Annotated in this window: 15 protein-coding genes; 9 read left to right on the top strand and 6 right to left on the bottom strand. The window is 60.3% G+C overall.

Going from position 1 to position 13751, the window contains the following annotated elements; genetic code table 11:
- Positions 1-86 precede the first annotated feature (86 nt).
- From urtE to ureC, 7 genes are all read left to right on the top strand, one after another.
- Positions 87-785: an urea ABC transporter ATP-binding subunit UrtE gene (gene urtE / locus PspS49_RS03040; protein WP_150750055.1), complete on the top strand. Its 699-nt coding sequence runs from the start codon at positions 87-89 to the stop codon at positions 783-785.
- 43 nt (positions 786-828) lie between these two features.
- Positions 829-1668: an urease accessory protein UreD gene (locus tag PspS49_RS03035; RefSeq protein WP_160038046.1), complete on the top strand. Its 840-nt coding sequence runs from the start codon at positions 829-831 to the stop codon at positions 1666-1668.
- A gap of 223 nt (positions 1669-1891) precedes the next feature.
- Positions 1892-2194 (top strand): urease subunit gamma, encoded by a 303-nt coding sequence (ureA, locus tag PspS49_RS03030; protein ID WP_016984788.1) that lies wholly within the window; start codon positions 1892-1894, stop codon positions 2192-2194.
- A gap of 9 nt (positions 2195-2203) precedes the next feature.
- The gene (locus tag PspS49_RS03025; protein WP_150775863.1) at positions 2204-2737 is read left to right on the top strand and encodes a GNAT family N-acetyltransferase; all 534 of its coding nucleotides are present in this window, start codon (positions 2204-2206) and stop codon (positions 2735-2737) included.
- A gap of 5 nt (positions 2738-2742) precedes the next feature.
- Positions 2743-3276, top strand: coding sequence for a GNAT family N-acetyltransferase (locus tag PspS49_RS03020; RefSeq protein ID WP_127925652.1), 534 nt, complete (start codon positions 2743-2745; stop codon positions 3274-3276).
- Positions 3276-3581 carry an urease subunit beta gene (locus PspS49_RS03015; RefSeq protein WP_127925651.1) on the top strand — a complete coding sequence of 102 codons (306 nt, stop codon included), beginning with the start codon at positions 3276-3278 and terminating at the stop codon, positions 3579-3581. The genes PspS49_RS03020 and PspS49_RS03015 overlap by 1 nt, the downstream gene beginning before the upstream one ends.
- Before the next feature lie 139 nt (positions 3582-3720).
- Positions 3721-5421, top strand: a complete 1701-nt coding sequence (ureC, locus tag PspS49_RS03010; protein WP_127925650.1) for an urease subunit alpha — start codon at positions 3721-3723, stop codon at positions 5419-5421.
- 60 nt (positions 5422-5481) lie between these two features.
- Here ureC and PspS49_RS03005 read toward each other — a convergent pair whose 3' ends face one another.
- The 3 genes from PspS49_RS03005 to PspS49_RS02995 all read right to left on the bottom strand — a co-directional run bounded on the left by PspS49_RS03005 (position 5482) and on the right by PspS49_RS02995 (position 8371).
- Positions 5482-6888 carry a hypothetical protein gene (locus PspS49_RS03005; protein ID WP_160038044.1) on the bottom strand — a complete coding sequence of 469 codons (1407 nt, stop codon included), beginning with the start codon at positions 6886-6888 and terminating at the stop codon, positions 5482-5484.
- 203 nt (positions 6889-7091) lie between these two features.
- Positions 7092-7397, bottom strand: a complete 306-nt coding sequence (locus PspS49_RS03000; RefSeq protein ID WP_127925649.1) for a chaperone modulator CbpM — start codon at positions 7395-7397, stop codon at positions 7092-7094.
- Between the two features lie 23 nt (positions 7398-7420).
- Complete coding sequence (locus PspS49_RS02995) at positions 7421-8371, bottom strand: DnaJ C-terminal domain-containing protein (protein WP_116031808.1); 951 nt, start codon at positions 8369-8371, stop codon at positions 7421-7423.
- Positions 8372-8662: 291 nt separating this feature from the next.
- On the opposite strand from PspS49_RS02995, the gene PspS49_RS02990 reads away from it, so the two are divergent.
- A complete protein-coding gene (locus PspS49_RS02990) occupies positions 8663-9937 on the top strand; it encodes an Hsp70 family protein (RefSeq protein WP_122599275.1) in 1275 nt (424 codons plus the stop codon).
- A 135-nt stretch (positions 9938-10072) separates the two neighbouring features.
- Here PspS49_RS02990 and PspS49_RS02985 read toward each other — a convergent pair whose 3' ends face one another.
- The 3 genes from PspS49_RS02985 to PspS49_RS02975 all read right to left on the bottom strand — a co-directional run bounded on the left by PspS49_RS02985 (position 10073) and on the right by PspS49_RS02975 (position 12686).
- Positions 10073-11086: a hypothetical protein gene (locus PspS49_RS02985; RefSeq protein WP_064388695.1), complete on the bottom strand. Its 1014-nt coding sequence runs from the start codon at positions 11084-11086 to the stop codon at positions 10073-10075.
- Positions 11087-11522: 436 nt separating this feature from the next.
- Positions 11523-11828 (bottom strand): PsiF family protein, encoded by a 306-nt coding sequence (locus PspS49_RS02980; protein ID WP_077570711.1) that lies wholly within the window; start codon positions 11826-11828, stop codon positions 11523-11525.
- Positions 11829-11891: 63 nt separating this feature from the next.
- Complete coding sequence (locus PspS49_RS02975; RefSeq protein ID WP_160038042.1) at positions 11892-12686, bottom strand: helix-turn-helix transcriptional regulator; 795 nt, start codon at positions 12684-12686, stop codon at positions 11892-11894.
- Positions 12687-12782: 96 nt separating this feature from the next.
- Between PspS49_RS02975 and PspS49_RS02970 the strand changes: the two genes are divergently transcribed.
- On the top strand, positions 12783-13670 hold the full coding sequence (locus tag PspS49_RS02970; RefSeq protein WP_127925646.1) for a DMT family transporter: 888 nt from the start codon (positions 12783-12785) through the stop codon (positions 13668-13670).
- The last annotated feature ends 81 nt before the right edge of the window (positions 13671-13751 follow it).

Raw genomic sequence — 13751 nt, 5'->3', positions numbered from 1 at the left:
TCTGCGTCCGCCGTTATGTGACGCGGAGCGTCACGGGATGCGTTCCCACGCAGAGCGTGGGAACGATCACCGGGGAGAATTTGAACATGCTGCAAGTCGACAAGCTGCACCAGTACTACGGCGGTAGCCACATCCTGCGTGGCCTCTCGTTCGACGTGAAAGTCGGCGAAGTCACCTGCCTGCTTGGCCGCAACGGCGTCGGTAAAACCACTCTGCTCAAGTGCCTGATGGGTCTGCTGCCGGCCAAAGAAGGCGTGGTGAATTGGGAAGGCAAACCGATCACCACCTTCAAGCCACACCAGCGCGTTCACGCCGGGATCGCCTACGTGCCACAGGGCCGGGAGATCTTCGGACGCCTGACCGTGGAAGAAAATCTGCTGATGGGACTGTCACGCTTTCCCGGCAGTGAAGCCAAAGAAGTCCCAGGTTTCATTTATGAATTGTTCCCGGTGCTGCTACAAATGAAGCAGCGTCGCGGCGGTGACCTCTCCGGCGGTCAGCAGCAACAGCTTGCGATTGGCCGCGCCTTGGCCAGTCGTCCACGTTTGCTGATCCTCGACGAACCCACCGAGGGCATTCAACCCTCGGTGATCAAGGAGATCGGCGCAGTGATCAAGAAACTCGCGGAGCGCGGTGATATGGCGATTTTGCTGGTCGAGCAGTTCTACGATTTCGCCGCAGAACTGGCCGATCAATACCTGGTGATGTCGCGGGGCGAGATCGTTCAGCAGGGTCGCGGTGAAAATATGGAGGCGGAGGGTGTACGCGGGCTGGTAACGATCTAGTACAACGAACTAATCTGTAGCTTCCTAACGATAATTACACACCATGAATTCGACTGTTGCACCTGCCCTGTTTACCCCGAGCTGGCACGCCGAGCTGGAACTTGCCTACGCCCGTTTCGGCGACTGCACGCGCCCGGTCATGCGCCGGCACCTCGGCCCGCTGCGGGTGCAAAAGCACCTGTACGCCGAAGGCCCCGAGGTCTGCCAGCACATCATCGTCCACCCGCCCGGCGGGATTGCCGGCGGTGATCGACTGGACATCAGCGCCCGCGTCGAGCAAGACGCCTGGGCCCAGATCACCAGCCCCGGCGCGGCCAAGTGGTATCGCGCCGGTGGGCCGGCTTATCAGCAGCTCGACTTGAAAGTGGCGGCCGGGGCGACGCTGGAATGGCTGCCGCAGGAGACCATCGTCTACAGCGCTGCCCAGGCCGAATTGACGACCTCGATCGAACTTGAAGGTGATGCGCGGCTGTTCTACTGGGACGTGGTTGCGCTGGGTCGTCCGGCCAGTGGCGAGCGTTTCGACCGTGGGCATTTTCAGGCGCACCTGGATATTCGCCGCGATGGCCGATTGCTCTGGCATGAGCGCCAGCGCATTGTCGGTGGCGACGGTTTGCTTGATTCGCCGATCGGACTGGATGGCAATCCGGTGTTTGCGACGTTGTTGGTGACCGGTGAGATTGATGCCGAGTTGCTTGAGCGTTGTCGCTCGCTGGGCCATGAAGTGCGTGGGGATTTGACCCAGTTGCCTGGGCTGCTGGTGGCTCGTTGTCTGGCCAGCGAAGCGTTGCTCGCCCGTGCGTGGCTCATCGATTTATGGCGCATGCTACGCCCGGTGCTGCTGGGCCGCGAAGCGGTGTCACCGAGAATATGGAGCACCTGAAAGCGACCCTCACCCCCCGCCCTCTCCCGGAGGGAGAGGGCGCCCGACCGAGTCGTTTGAAATGAATTTAACTGCCTGAACGAATACCGCTGACTGAACCGGCCATTGAAAACAACCGAGATCAGTCCCCTCTCCCTCGGGAGAGGGCTAGGGTGAGGGGCTGCTCCAACTGGCACCCCTCGCCCTCAAGAACCTCACAAAACTGCCCTGACGGAACCCCACAATGGACCTGACCCCACGCGAAAAAGACAAGCTGCTGATCTTCACCGCCGGCCTCGTCGCTGAACGGCGACTGGCGCGCGGCGTGAAACTCAATTACCCGGAAGCCATGGCTTACATCTCTGCCGCGCTGCTCGAAGGTGCGCGTGACGGTCAGACCGTCGCTGAGCTGATGCACTTCGGCACCACCCTGCTCAGCCGCGAGCAAGTGATGGAAGGCATCGCGGAAATGATCCCGGAAATCCAGGTCGAAGCGACGTTCCCCGACGGCACCAAACTGGTCACCGTTCACCAACCGATCGTCTGAGGCCGCGCCATGACTTACTCCATTCGCGATGCTGTTCACGCCGACCTGCCGGCGATCCGTGACATCTACAACGACGCCGTACTCAATACCACGGCGATCTGGAATGAACAGGCCGTCGACCTCGGCAATCGTCAAGCGTGGTTCAGCGCGCGTCAGGCCCAGGCTTATCCGATTCTGGTGATCGTCGACGCCGACAACAGCGTGCTCGGCTACGCTTCGTTCGGTGACTGGCGGCCGTTCGACGGCTTCCGCCACACCGTCGAGCACTCGGTCTACGTGCGCAGCGATCAGCGCGGCAACGGCCTCGGCCCGCAACTGATGACCGCGCTGATCGAGCGGGCCAGGACCTGCGGCAAACACGTGATGGTCGCCGCCATTGAAAGCGGCAACGCCGCCTCGATTCGCCTGCACGAACGCGCCGGTTTCAGCATCACCGGGCAGATGCCGCAGGTCGGCACCAAGTTCGGCCGCTGGCTCGACCTGACCTTCATGCAACTGACCCTCAACCCTGGCGCGGAGCCGCCTGACACCAACAAGGAGTGACACCGATGAATGCCGCCCAGCTGCGCCGCGTCAACGCGGAAAGTTTTGCCCACTACCGTCAGGGTCTGATCGATCTGCTGCTCGATGCCGTGGGTTACGGCGCCAGCGTCGGCTTCATGGCCGATCTCGATGCCGCGCAGGCACACGCTTACTTCGATGACGTTCAGGACAATGTGAACAAAGGCAGCGTGCTGCTCTGGGTGGTGGTCCAGGACGAGCAAGTGCTGGCCAGTGTGCAACTGGGGTTATGCCAGAAAGCCAACGGCCTCAATCGCGCCGAAGTGCAGAAACTGCTGGTGCGTGAACACGCCCGTCGGCGCGGGCTCGGACAGCAATTGATGAGCGCGCTGGAGCGGGAAGCGCGCCATCACAAGCGCGGCATGCTCTACCTCGACACCGAGGCGGGTTCGCCGGCTGAAGATTTCTACAAGTCGTTGGGCTACAGCCGCGCCGGCGAAATTCCTGATTACGCCTGCGACCCGAACGGCACCTATCGCGCGACCGCCCTCTATTACAAGATTCTGCAAGGAGCCCAGTGATGATTCCTGGCGAGTACCAGATCCAGCCCGGCGATATCGAACTCAACGTCGGCCGCCGCACCCTCAGCCTGAAAGTCGCCAACAGCGGCGACCGGCCGATTCAGGTGGGCTCGCACTATCACTTTTTTGAAACCAACGACGCGCTGACCTTCGATCGCGCGGCCAGCCGGGGCATGCGTCTGAATATTCCGGCGGGCACGGCGGTGCGTTTTGAGCCGGGGCAGAGTCGTGAGGTGGAGCTGGTCGATTACGCCGGGCATCGGCGGGTGTTCGGGTTTGCAGGACGAATCATGGGCGACCTGTAACTAACGCGGTGTCCGCACTGGCCCATTCGCGAGCAGGCTCGCTCCCACATGAGAACGCGATCAAATGTGGGAGCGAGCCTGCTCGCGAAAGCGAGTAATGCGAGCGATCTCAAAACCAATTGAATCCCAAGGCGAACGAATGAAAATCTCCCGTCAAGCCTACGCCGACATGTTCGGCCCCACCGTCGGCGACAAGGTGCGCCTGGCCGACACCGAGCTGTGGATCGAGGTCGAAAAAGACTTCACCACCTACGGCGAAGAAGTGAAGTTCGGTGGCGGCAAAGTCATCCGCGATGGTCAGGGCCAAAGTCAGTTACTGGCCGCCGAAGTGGTCGACACCCTGATCACCAACGCGCTGATCATTGACCACTGGGGCATCGTCAAAGCCGACGTCGGCCTCAAGGACGGGCGCATCGCCGCGATCGGCAAGGCCGGCAACCCGGATGTGCAGCCGAACGTGACCATCGCCATCGGTGCCGGCACCGAAGTGATCGCCGGTGAAGGCATGATCCTCACCGCTGGCGGCATCGACACGCACATCCATTTCATTTGCCCGCAGCAAATCGAAGAAGCGCTGATGAGCGGCGTCACCACCATGATCGGCGGTGGCACCGGTCCGGCCACCGGGACCAACGCCACCACCTGCACCTCCGGACCGTGGCATCTGGCGCGCATGCTTCAGGCTGCCGACGCCTTCCCGATGAACATCGGCCTCACCGGCAAGGGCAACGCCAGCCTGCCGGAGCCGTTGATTGAACAGGTCAAGGCCGGCGCGATCGGCCTGAAACTGCACGAAGACTGGGGCACTACGCCGGCGAGCATCGACAACTGCCTGAGCGTCGCCGATCAGTTCGACGTGCAAGTGGCGATCCACACCGACACCCTCAATGAATCCGGTTTCGTCGAAACCACCCTCGGCGCGTTCAAGGGCCGCACTATCCACACCTATCACACCGAAGGTGCCGGTGGCGGCCATGCGCCGGACATCATCAAGGCCTGCGGTTTCCCCAACGTGCTGCCGAGTTCGACCAACCCGACCCGGCCGTTTACCCGTAACACCATCGATGAACACCTCGACATGCTGATGGTCTGCCACCACCTCGACCCGAGCATTGCCGAAGACGTCGCGTTTGCCGAAAGCCGCATCCGCCGCGAAACGATTGCCGCCGAAGACATCCTCCATGACCTCGGCGCGTTCTCGATGATCAGCTCCGACAGCCAGGCCATGGGCCGCGTCGGCGAAGTCATCACGCGCACCTGGCAGACCGCCGACAAGATGAAAAAACAGCGTGGCCCGCTGCCGCAGGATGGCGAAGGCAATGACAACTTCCGCGCCAAACGCTACATCGCCAAGTACACGATCAACCCGGCGATCACCCATGGCATCAGCCATGAAGTCGGTTCGATCGAGGTCGGCAAGTGGGCGGATCTGGTGCTCTGGCGCCCGGCATTCTTTGGCGTGAAGCCGACACTGATCCTCAAGGGCGGCGCGATTGCCGCCAGCCTGATGGGCGATGCCAACGCTTCGATTCCGACGCCACAACCAGTGCACTACCGCCCGATGTTCGCCAGCTACGGTGGCTCTCTGCATGCCACCAGCCTGACCTTTATCAGTCAGGCGGCACAGGAAGCCGGGCTGCCTGAGGCATTGGGGTTGAAGAAGAAAATCGGCGTGGTCAAAGGCTGTCGTGATGTGCAGAAAACCGATCTGATTCACAACGACTACTTGCCGGACATCGATGTCGATCCGCAGACGTATCAGGTCAAGGCTGATGGCGTGCTGTTGTGGTGTGAGCCAGCGGAAACACTGCCGATGGCGCAGCGCTATTTCCTGTTCTGACAAGCGTCGCCGTCTGAATACGGACGTTGAAATCCGTATTCAGCGGCGTTGCCTGATCAATCAGGGAAATGCCCACGACATCTGTTGCTCGTTGTAGTTGTAATCCAGGCGTAGCTCAGTGCCTGCCGGTATGTCTTGCGAGGCGAACACGGCGTTGAGGATAAAGTCCTTGGTCACCAATTGCTTGCCGACCCACTGCTGCGCCTCGATATTGAATGGCACCGCTACAACGTTATAGCCATCCGGCGCTTGGCGAACGGGCTTGCCTGTAGCGTCGTACTCAAAGTTGGAGTTGATTCTGGAAATGATGTTGTCGCCCAGTATGGCCAACGGGTCGGGCAGAAATTGTCCCGGCCCATACTGCAAACGCATTCCGGCCAGCATGCTGAACGTCTGTTCATGGGGCCCTACGAAGCGTGCCGGGGTAATGACACCGCCATAGACACCAATCGCCTCACCCTTGGCGATGCGCCTGTTGGCCACCACCATGGACTGCCCGACCAAGGCTTTTTCACCGGGCACTTTTACATCGGCCGCGGTGAACAATCGCCATTGCAGCTTCTGCTCATAAAGCATCGCGACATCTTCATGACCTTCAAACTTGATATAGGGCTTGATCTGTTCGGAGGTAAACAAATCGCCTTCTACAAGACGCACTTTGGTCTCCAGTTTACGGATGCGGATCGGCCTGCCGGCAATGTCCCGCAGCGGGTACTTGCCGTTATTTGCGCGGTTGTAAGTGCCCAGTTGATTACCGAGAAACGAATAGCGTGTTTCACTGCGCATCATCATCAGCTCTTGAGTCGTGTACGGTTTGATCGGCATGGATTCGGAGGCCAGATAAAACTGCTCCGACGCACCGGCGTCATTGCGCGGCAACTCTTCCAGGGCCAACTCGAACTCATCGTCACTTTTGTGCGGAGAGCGACGACTCTTGCGCGGCATGACAGCCTGCGGCGTGGAAACGGAGAAGTCCTGCAATTCAAACCAGTGATTGCTCGCGAGATCAAATGCAAGCGCCGGCCCTGACGGCTGCAGTTCGCTCGCCAGACGGGCCCTGTGCAGACCGGTTTGCGGATCGACGGCAAGCAACACCGTGCCGCCACCCTGAATATCGGCGTACTGCCGGCCCTTGAAAGTGCGAAAACCCTCGGCATCGGCGCCGGGTAACGCGCTCGACGCGGGGATCAGGTATTGCTGCAGCCCAGGGGCATCGGAAGTACTGACCCCGGCGGAAACGGACGTCGACTCGTGCACATGCACTCTCGACGTCGCCGCAGCCACCGAGGACTCAGGCGTGCCATCAGCCGTTTCAGGCGTAGTACCGGGCGTTTTGCGAAGAAAGGGGTCTGGGGCGACATGCGGTGTCCCGGTTCCTGAAGAGTCCGCATCAGCGGATGTACGCGGGCTCGCGGGCGCATCGACCCGGCCCGTTGCCGGCGTTGGCGGTTTGGGTTTGACTGGCATTTTTACGTTTCCTTGTAAGCGTTACGCAGCGCCCGCCGGCATGGCTGGCGCTGCGGCGACCGGCGTCCATTGCCGATCCTTACTCGAAACTATCAGAGAGATTCGCCGGTTAAAACCGGAGAAACACCTGCAAACAATAACCTTGCACAAGCGGCTACGCTTCGCGAACAAGGTCGATCCGGCCATGCAAACCCAGCGCAAAACTACTCGACCACCAAACGCCCAAGGCGCTGGCGCAACATGCGGTTTTCAGCGCGCAATAAACGCACCTCTTCCAGCAGATCCAGCGCCAGGGCGACGCCTTCCCACTCCAGCTCCAGATCACGACGCAACTTCACCGCCCGTTTGGCCAAGGCCAATTCGTAATCGGTGAAGCGCCATTCCCGGGGCTGCGCGCCCTGAGGTTCGAGGATGCCGTGTTCGACGATTTCGATCACGTAGACGTCCGACAAATCGGCCGCCTCACAGAATTCTGCCAGGTCCAGTTGAACGATCAGGGGGCTGCTCATGATGGGCTACTCCGTCGTCGAATTCAGAAGTTCTCTCGCGGATTGAAGGCGGCTTTCTTCGCCAGTTCCTGCCACAGCGCCTTGACCTCGTCGTCGGCCGCTTTCGGCATCACCGCTTTGAGTTGCACAAACAGATAACCGCGCTCACCGGCCTTGTTTTTCAGGCCATGACCTTTGGCGCGCATGCGCTGACCGTTCTGACTGCCGGCCGGGACCTTGAGATTGATCTTGCCGGTCAGGGTCGGCACCGCCACTTCGGCACCCAGCGCCAGCTCCCACGGAGCCAGTGGCAGGGTGATGATCAGGTTTTCGCCTTCGACATCGAATTTCGGGTGCGGCGCAAAACGAATGGTCAGGTACAGATCGCCATTCGCCCCGCCACCGACGCCCGGTGCGCCCTGGCCTTTGAGGCGGATGCGCTCGCCGTCGGTCACGCCCGCCGGGATCTTCACGTTAAGGCTTTTGCTGGTGTTGCTGACGTGCTGGCCGTTGGCGTTGTATTGCGGCACCTGAAAGGTGACTTTCTTCGACTCGTTCGCCAGCGTCTCCTCGAGGAAGATCGGCAGTTCCATTTCCACGTCTTGCCCTCGGCGCCCTGCACTGCGTTGTTGCCGACCTTCGCCGCCACCGAAACCGGGGCCGCGATTGCCGAAGATCGAACTGAAGAAGTCCGAGAAGTCACCGGTGTCGCCACCGCCACCGCCAAAGCCGCCTCGGCTCTGCCAGCCCGGTGGCCCTTGGAACGGCTGACCGTGCTGGCCATAGCGGCGCAGCTCGTCGTATTCGGCGCGTTTGTCGGCGCTCTTCAGCGCTTCATAGGCTTCCGAGGCATCTTTGAATTTCGCCTCGGCGTCCTTTTCCTTGCTGACATCGGGGTGGTATTTGCGCGCCAGCTTGCGATAGGCAGCCTTGATTGCCTTGTCGTCTGCTGTCGGCTCCACGCCGAGTATCTTGTAATAGTCTTTGAAGTCCATCGAAGGAATCACCATCCGTTATCGATTTCGCGCCGATGCCAGCATGCGCCGATTCGCGCGTGCCGGGTTGACCGATCTCAAGGTTGTGACCGGGTGGCGCAGCAGAAGTTTATCGGCAGTGGACGGCGGTTCTTGCGACCGCCGGTGGTTCTGCCGGCCCATGCCAGCAAGTTTGGGGCGAAGCTGCGAGTTTCAAGCAGTTTAGTCGCGAAATAGCAGATGACCGGCCTTCGAATCTGACGCGCACTGACATACACTGCGCGGCCGTTTTTTTGACCGGAACCGAAAGACATGAAAGACGCCTCTCCAGCCCGTGCCTGCGGCATCGACTTCGGCACGTCCAACTCCACCGTCGGCTGGCTGCGCCCCGGCATGGAAACGATGATCGCGCTGGAAGACGACAAGATCACCCTGCCGTCGGTGGTCTTCTTCAACATCGAGGAGCGCCGCCCGGTGTACGGTCGTCTGGCCCTGCACGAGTATCTGGAAGGCTACGAAGGCCGCCTGATGCGCTCGCTGAAAAGCCTGCTCGGTTCCAAGCTGATCAAGCACGACACCAGCGTGCTCGGCACGGCAATGCCGTTCAAGGACTTGCTCGGCCTGTTCATCGGTCAACTGAAAAGCCGCGCCGAGACCGCCGCCGGTCGGGAATTCGAGCAGGTTGTGCTCGGTCGCCCAGTGTTCTTCGTCGACGACGATCCGCTGGCTGACCAGGAAGCCGAAGACACCTTGGTCGACGTAGCCAAGAAGATCGGTTTCAAGGAAGTCTCTTTCCAGTACGAGCCGATTGCGGCAGCCTTCGACTACGAGTCGACCATCGAGAAAGAAGAACTGGTGCTGATCGTCGACATCGGCGGTGGTACCTCCGACTTCTCGCTGGTGCGCCTGTCGCCCGAACGTCGGGGTCTGGATAACCGTCACGACGACATCCTCGCCACCGGCGGTGTGCACATCGGCGGGACCGACTTCGACAAACAGCTGAGCCTGCAAGGTCTGATGCCGCTGTTCGGCTACGGCAGCCGCATGAAGAGCGGCGCCTACATGCCGACCAGCCACCACATGAACCTGGCGACCTGGCACACCATCAACTCGGTGTACTCGCAGAAATCCAGCCTGGCGCTGGGCAGCATGCGCTACGACATCGAAGACACTGGCGGCATTGATCGCCTGTTCAAGCTGATCGAACAACGCGCCGGGCACTGGCTGGCGATGGAAGTCGAAGAGACCAAGATCCAGCTGACCCATACCGACAGCCGCCATGTGCCGCTGGACCGCATCGAAGCCGGTTTGAGCGTGGAACTGACCCGTGCGCTGTTTGAATCGGCGATTGATGCGTTGCTGGAGCGGGTGCGCGGCAGCGTCACACAACTGTTGAACGATGCCGGTGTGGCGGTTGAACAGGTGGATACCGTGTTCTTCACCGGCGGTTCGAGCGGGATTCCGGCGCTGCGCAACAGCGTCTCGGCGATGCTGCCGAATGCGCGGCATGTTGAAGGGAATATCTTTGGCAGCATTGGCAGCGGATTGGCGATTGAAGCCATGAAACGCTATGGCGCCATGAACTGACCTGAAATCGGCGTCGCGCCTTTCGCGAGCAGGCTCGCTCCCACACCAGATTGCATTTCAACTGAAGGAATGCGCTCAAAATGTGGGAGCGAGCCTGCTCGCGAAGAGGCCAGCTCAAACACTACAAATTCTGAATCAAACCATCCCGCCCAGCTTCAACTCACTCTTCAGGTACGCGTAATAAATCGGCCCCGCCACCACCCCCGGCAAGCCGAACGCGGCCTCGAACACCAGCATCGCCAGCAGCAACTCCCACGACTTGGCACTGATCTGCCCGCCAACGATGCGCGCGTTGAGGAAGTACTCGAGCTTGTGGATAAAGATCAGATAACCCAGCGCGGCAATCGCCACCCAGATCGACAGCGACAGGCCGACGATGGTGATCAGCGTGTTCGACATCAGATTGCCGATCACCGGCAACAGGCCGAGCAGGAAGGTCAGCACGATCAGGGTTTTGGTCAGCGGCAGCTTGATGCCGAACATCGGCAGGATTACCGCGAGGAAGATCCCGGTGAAGAAGGTGTTGAGCAGGGAAATCTTGATCTGCGCGAAGACGATGTTGCGGAACGCCTGCACCAGCAGGTGCAAACGGTCGAACAGCGCGGCGGCCAGCGGTTTGCGTTTGGTCACGTCGGGGATGCGCTGCAAGGCGATGATCGCGCCGAGCACCATGCCGATCAGCAGCGTCACGAACATGTGCGCCGCATCCTTGCCGACCAGTTGCAGGTCAGACAGGTGCTTGCTCATCCACTCGCCGATCGCCACGCGAAACTCCGCAGCACTGGCCGGCAGGTAGGCGTCGATGAACGGTGGCAATTGCCCACGCGCGCGATCAACCACGCCCATGAATTTGTCCAGGGAAGCGCCGGGGTTTTCTGCTTCGTGCAGGAGAAAACTGATCGCGCCGGCGAAGATCAGCGCCAGCACACTCACCACCAGGGTGCCGAGCAAAGCCACCGCCAGCCACCGCGCGCGTCGGCCTTCGATCAGCCGTTGCAGTTGCGGAGTGAGCATGTTGACCAGCTCATAGACCAACAAACCGGCCAACAGACTGGGCAGCAAGCGCAGCGGCAGCACCAGCAGCAAACCGCCGAAAATGATGATGCAACTGACCCAGAACACTACATGACGCTCAGAAAACGTTGGCATACAGCCTCAAAACGAACGGCGTAAAAGGATTGGCAGTCTGCCAGCGTTCCGGGGTAAGCACTAGAAATATGCGGAGCTACAGCCCCCCTCACCCTAGCCCTCTCCCAAAGGGAGAGGGAACCGATTGGGGGATGCTCTGGATATCCAGTGACCTGAGACAGCGCCATGGAATCCATGATCGACCGTTTTTTCAGGTCGACGAATGTCTTGAAACGCCGCGGTCAGTCCCCTCTCCCTCAGGGAGAGGGAACCGATTGGGGGATGCTCTGGATATCCAGTGACCTGAGACAGCGCCATGGAATCCATAATCGCCCGGTTTTTTCAGGTCGACGAATGTCTTGAAACACCGCGGTCAGTTCCCTCTCCCTCTGGGAGAGGGTTAGGGTGAGGGCAAATCTCAAGCGGACGCGTCGACCAGGTACCCCACCGAATCCAGTTATTTTTTCTTCAGGCAATCACTCATGAAGGTCTTGCGCGCATCGCCGGTCAGGGCTTTGGTGGCGGCATCGGCGTTGCAGGTCTTCATTTTCTGCTGCTGCGGGGTCAGGGCCTTGGCATCGTTGGCCGCTGGCGCTGCCTTGAGGCAGGTGCTCATGAAGGTTTTGCGCTCATCGCCTTTCAGACTCTTGGCGGTCGCATCGGCATTGCAAGTGGTCATTTTGTTCTGTTGCGCCGTGGCGGCGAAACCCTGGGAACACAGGAGCAAACCAATCATCAACAACGGCACACGCAACATCTTCATGGAGTTTTCTCCTTGTCGCCGCACCGATGGGGGCGGCCTCTGCTGGAGTGTAGCCAAATCTTGTTACACCTTCCTGCCTTCGAGATGGCTACGGCGATACTGCTCCGGCGTACACCCCGCCTGCCGCGCGAACATGGCGATGAATGCGGAGCCGCTGCTGTAACCGAGATCGAAGGCGATTTCCTGCACGCTGCACGATGTTTCCAGCGCCTCGATCGCGGCGAGATAGCGCAAGCGCTGACGCCACTCGCCAAAACTCATCCCCAGCTCCCGAACGAATTGCCGGGCCAGCGTACGTTCGCTGACGTGCACCTGCAGCGCCCAATGCGCCAACGGCTGATTGTTGCCCGGTTCGGCCTGCAAGGTTTCGAGGATCGCCAGCAACCCCGGACTGCTCGCGTACGGCAGATAACACTCATGCACCGGCGCCTGTTGCAGTTGATCGACCAGAACCTGCGCCAGTCGTTGATCGGCATCGAGCGCAGGAATCTTCACGTCGCGGGCGGCGAAGTCCTTGAGAATCGCTTTGAGGATGTCGCTGATCGCCAGAGTACAGGCGCGTGTCGGCAGTTCGGCGCAGACCTTCGGGTCGAGGCACACCGCACGATAGTTGACCGGTTGATGGCTGTAGAAACTGTGCTCGATCTGCGGCGGCACCCACACCGCGTATTGCGGCGGCGACATGAAGCGACTGCCATCGACGTCCATGTGCAACACGCCGTGTGCGGCATACTCCAGCGTGCCCCACGGATGGCGGTGCGGCGCGGCGTATTCATGGGCGTTGAAATCGGCGTAGCGGAAGTACACCGCCGACGGCAGTTCGCTGAAATCCAGCAGATCGATGTGTTTACTGTTCATGCTGTCCGGTTTCAGAGGCAGGTTGTCCGGTTCGAAGTATAGGCTTGCATCCAGACAACGGATAATTGCCTTTCATCAACGTACTGGTTTCAACTCATGCAATACGCGTTTCCGCTGCTGGCGATTTTTATCTGGGCCGGCAATACCGTGATCAACAAACTGGCGGTCGGGGCGATTTTCCCCGCCGAGATCGGTTTCTACCGCTGGCTGCTGGCCGGCTTGCTGTTCACCCCGTTCATGCTCAAAGCGGTGATCGCGCACTGGCCGCAGATCCGTCCGAACCTGGGCAAGATTTTCGTCCTCGGCGTACTTGGCATGGCGGTGTATCAAAGCCTCGCCTATTTCGCTGCGACTCTGACTACCGCGACCAACATGGGCATCATCCTGTCGCTGATGCCATTGATGTCGCTGGCCATGGCGATCATCAGCCTTGGGCAGCGCCTGACGGCGGGAGCACTGGTCGGTGCAGTATTGTCATTTGCTGGCGTGCTGGTGGTGGTGTCGTCGGGCAGCCTCGGCGCACTGCTGCAACACGGCGTGAACATGGGTGATGCGATGATGCTGATCGCGACCCTGGCCTATGCGATCTACAGCACGCTGCTGAAAAAATGGCAGCTGCGCCTGCCGCCGCTGGTGTTGCTGTATTTGCAAGTGCTGGTGGCAATTGTCGTGCTGTTTCCACTGTATGCCGCTTCGCCGAAGACCGGTTTGACCCTGCAGAACATTCCGCTGGTGTTGTATGCGTGTCTGTTGGCGTCGATGCTCGCGCCGCTGGCGTGGATGCAGGCTGTGCAGCGTCTGGGGCCGAGCCGCACGACGTTGTTCTTTAACCTGCTGCCGTTGATTACCGCGCTGATTGCAGCGGTGGTGTTGAAGGAACAGTTGGCGATGTATCACCTGGTGGGTGGGCTGTTGACGTTGGGCGGGGTGATTCTTTCCGAGCGCTGGACCACCGTGTTGGGCCGCAAATTAAGCGTTGCCTGATAGGCCCTCTTCGCGAGCAGGCTCGCTCCCACAGGTGTCCGCATTCCTTCTGTTGGAATGCATTCGAATGTGGGAGCGAGC

Origin of the sequence: Pseudomonas sp. S49 (genome assembly GCF_009866785.1) — a bacterium.
Classification (GTDB): domain Bacteria; phylum Pseudomonadota; class Gammaproteobacteria; order Pseudomonadales; family Pseudomonadaceae; genus Aquipseudomonas.
This window is presented reverse-complemented; position numbering and strand designations above follow the sequence as displayed.

What these genes read in the sequence shown, in the direction of transcription:
- PspS49_RS03035 (WP_160038046.1), top strand. Translation starts at nt 829, where the DNA reads ATGAATTCGACTGTTGCACCTGCCCTGTTTACCCCGAGCTGGCACGCC.
- PspS49_RS02990 (WP_122599275.1), top strand. Translation starts at nt 8,663, where the DNA reads ATGAAAGACGCCTCTCCAGCCCGTGCCTGCGGCATCGACTTCGGCACG.
- PspS49_RS03005 (WP_160038044.1), bottom strand. Translation starts at nt 6,888, where the DNA reads ATGCCAGTCAAACCCAAACCGCCAACGCCGGCAACGGGCCGGGTCGAT.
- ureC (WP_127925650.1), top strand. Translation starts at nt 3,721, where the DNA reads ATGAAAATCTCCCGTCAAGCCTACGCCGACATGTTCGGCCCCACCGTC.
- PspS49_RS02970 (WP_127925646.1), top strand. Translation starts at nt 12,783, where the DNA reads ATGCAATACGCGTTTCCGCTGCTGGCGATTTTTATCTGGGCCGGCAAT.
- PspS49_RS03000 (WP_127925649.1), bottom strand. Translation starts at nt 7,397, where the DNA reads ATGAGCAGCCCCCTGATCGTTCAACTGGACCTGGCAGAATTCTGTGAG.
- PspS49_RS02980 (WP_077570711.1), bottom strand. Translation starts at nt 11,828, where the DNA reads ATGAAGATGTTGCGTGTGCCGTTGTTGATGATTGGTTTGCTCCTGTGT.
- PspS49_RS02975 (WP_160038042.1), bottom strand. Translation starts at nt 12,686, where the DNA reads ATGAACAGTAAACACATCGATCTGCTGGATTTCAGCGAACTGCCGTCG.
- urtE (WP_150750055.1), top strand. Translation starts at nt 87, where the DNA reads ATGCTGCAAGTCGACAAGCTGCACCAGTACTACGGCGGTAGCCACATC.
- PspS49_RS03025 (WP_150775863.1), top strand. Translation starts at nt 2,204, where the DNA reads ATGACTTACTCCATTCGCGATGCTGTTCACGCCGACCTGCCGGCGATC.
- PspS49_RS02985 (WP_064388695.1), bottom strand. Translation starts at nt 11,086, where the DNA reads ATGCCAACGTTTTCTGAGCGTCATGTAGTGTTCTGGGTCAGTTGCATC.
- ureA (WP_016984788.1), top strand. Translation starts at nt 1,892, where the DNA reads ATGGACCTGACCCCACGCGAAAAAGACAAGCTGCTGATCTTCACCGCC.
- PspS49_RS03015 (WP_127925651.1), top strand. Translation starts at nt 3,276, where the DNA reads ATGATTCCTGGCGAGTACCAGATCCAGCCCGGCGATATCGAACTCAAC.
- PspS49_RS02995 (WP_116031808.1), bottom strand. Translation starts at nt 8,371, where the DNA reads ATGGACTTCAAAGACTATTACAAGATACTCGGCGTGGAGCCGACAGCA.
- PspS49_RS03020 (WP_127925652.1), top strand. Translation starts at nt 2,743, where the DNA reads ATGAATGCCGCCCAGCTGCGCCGCGTCAACGCGGAAAGTTTTGCCCAC.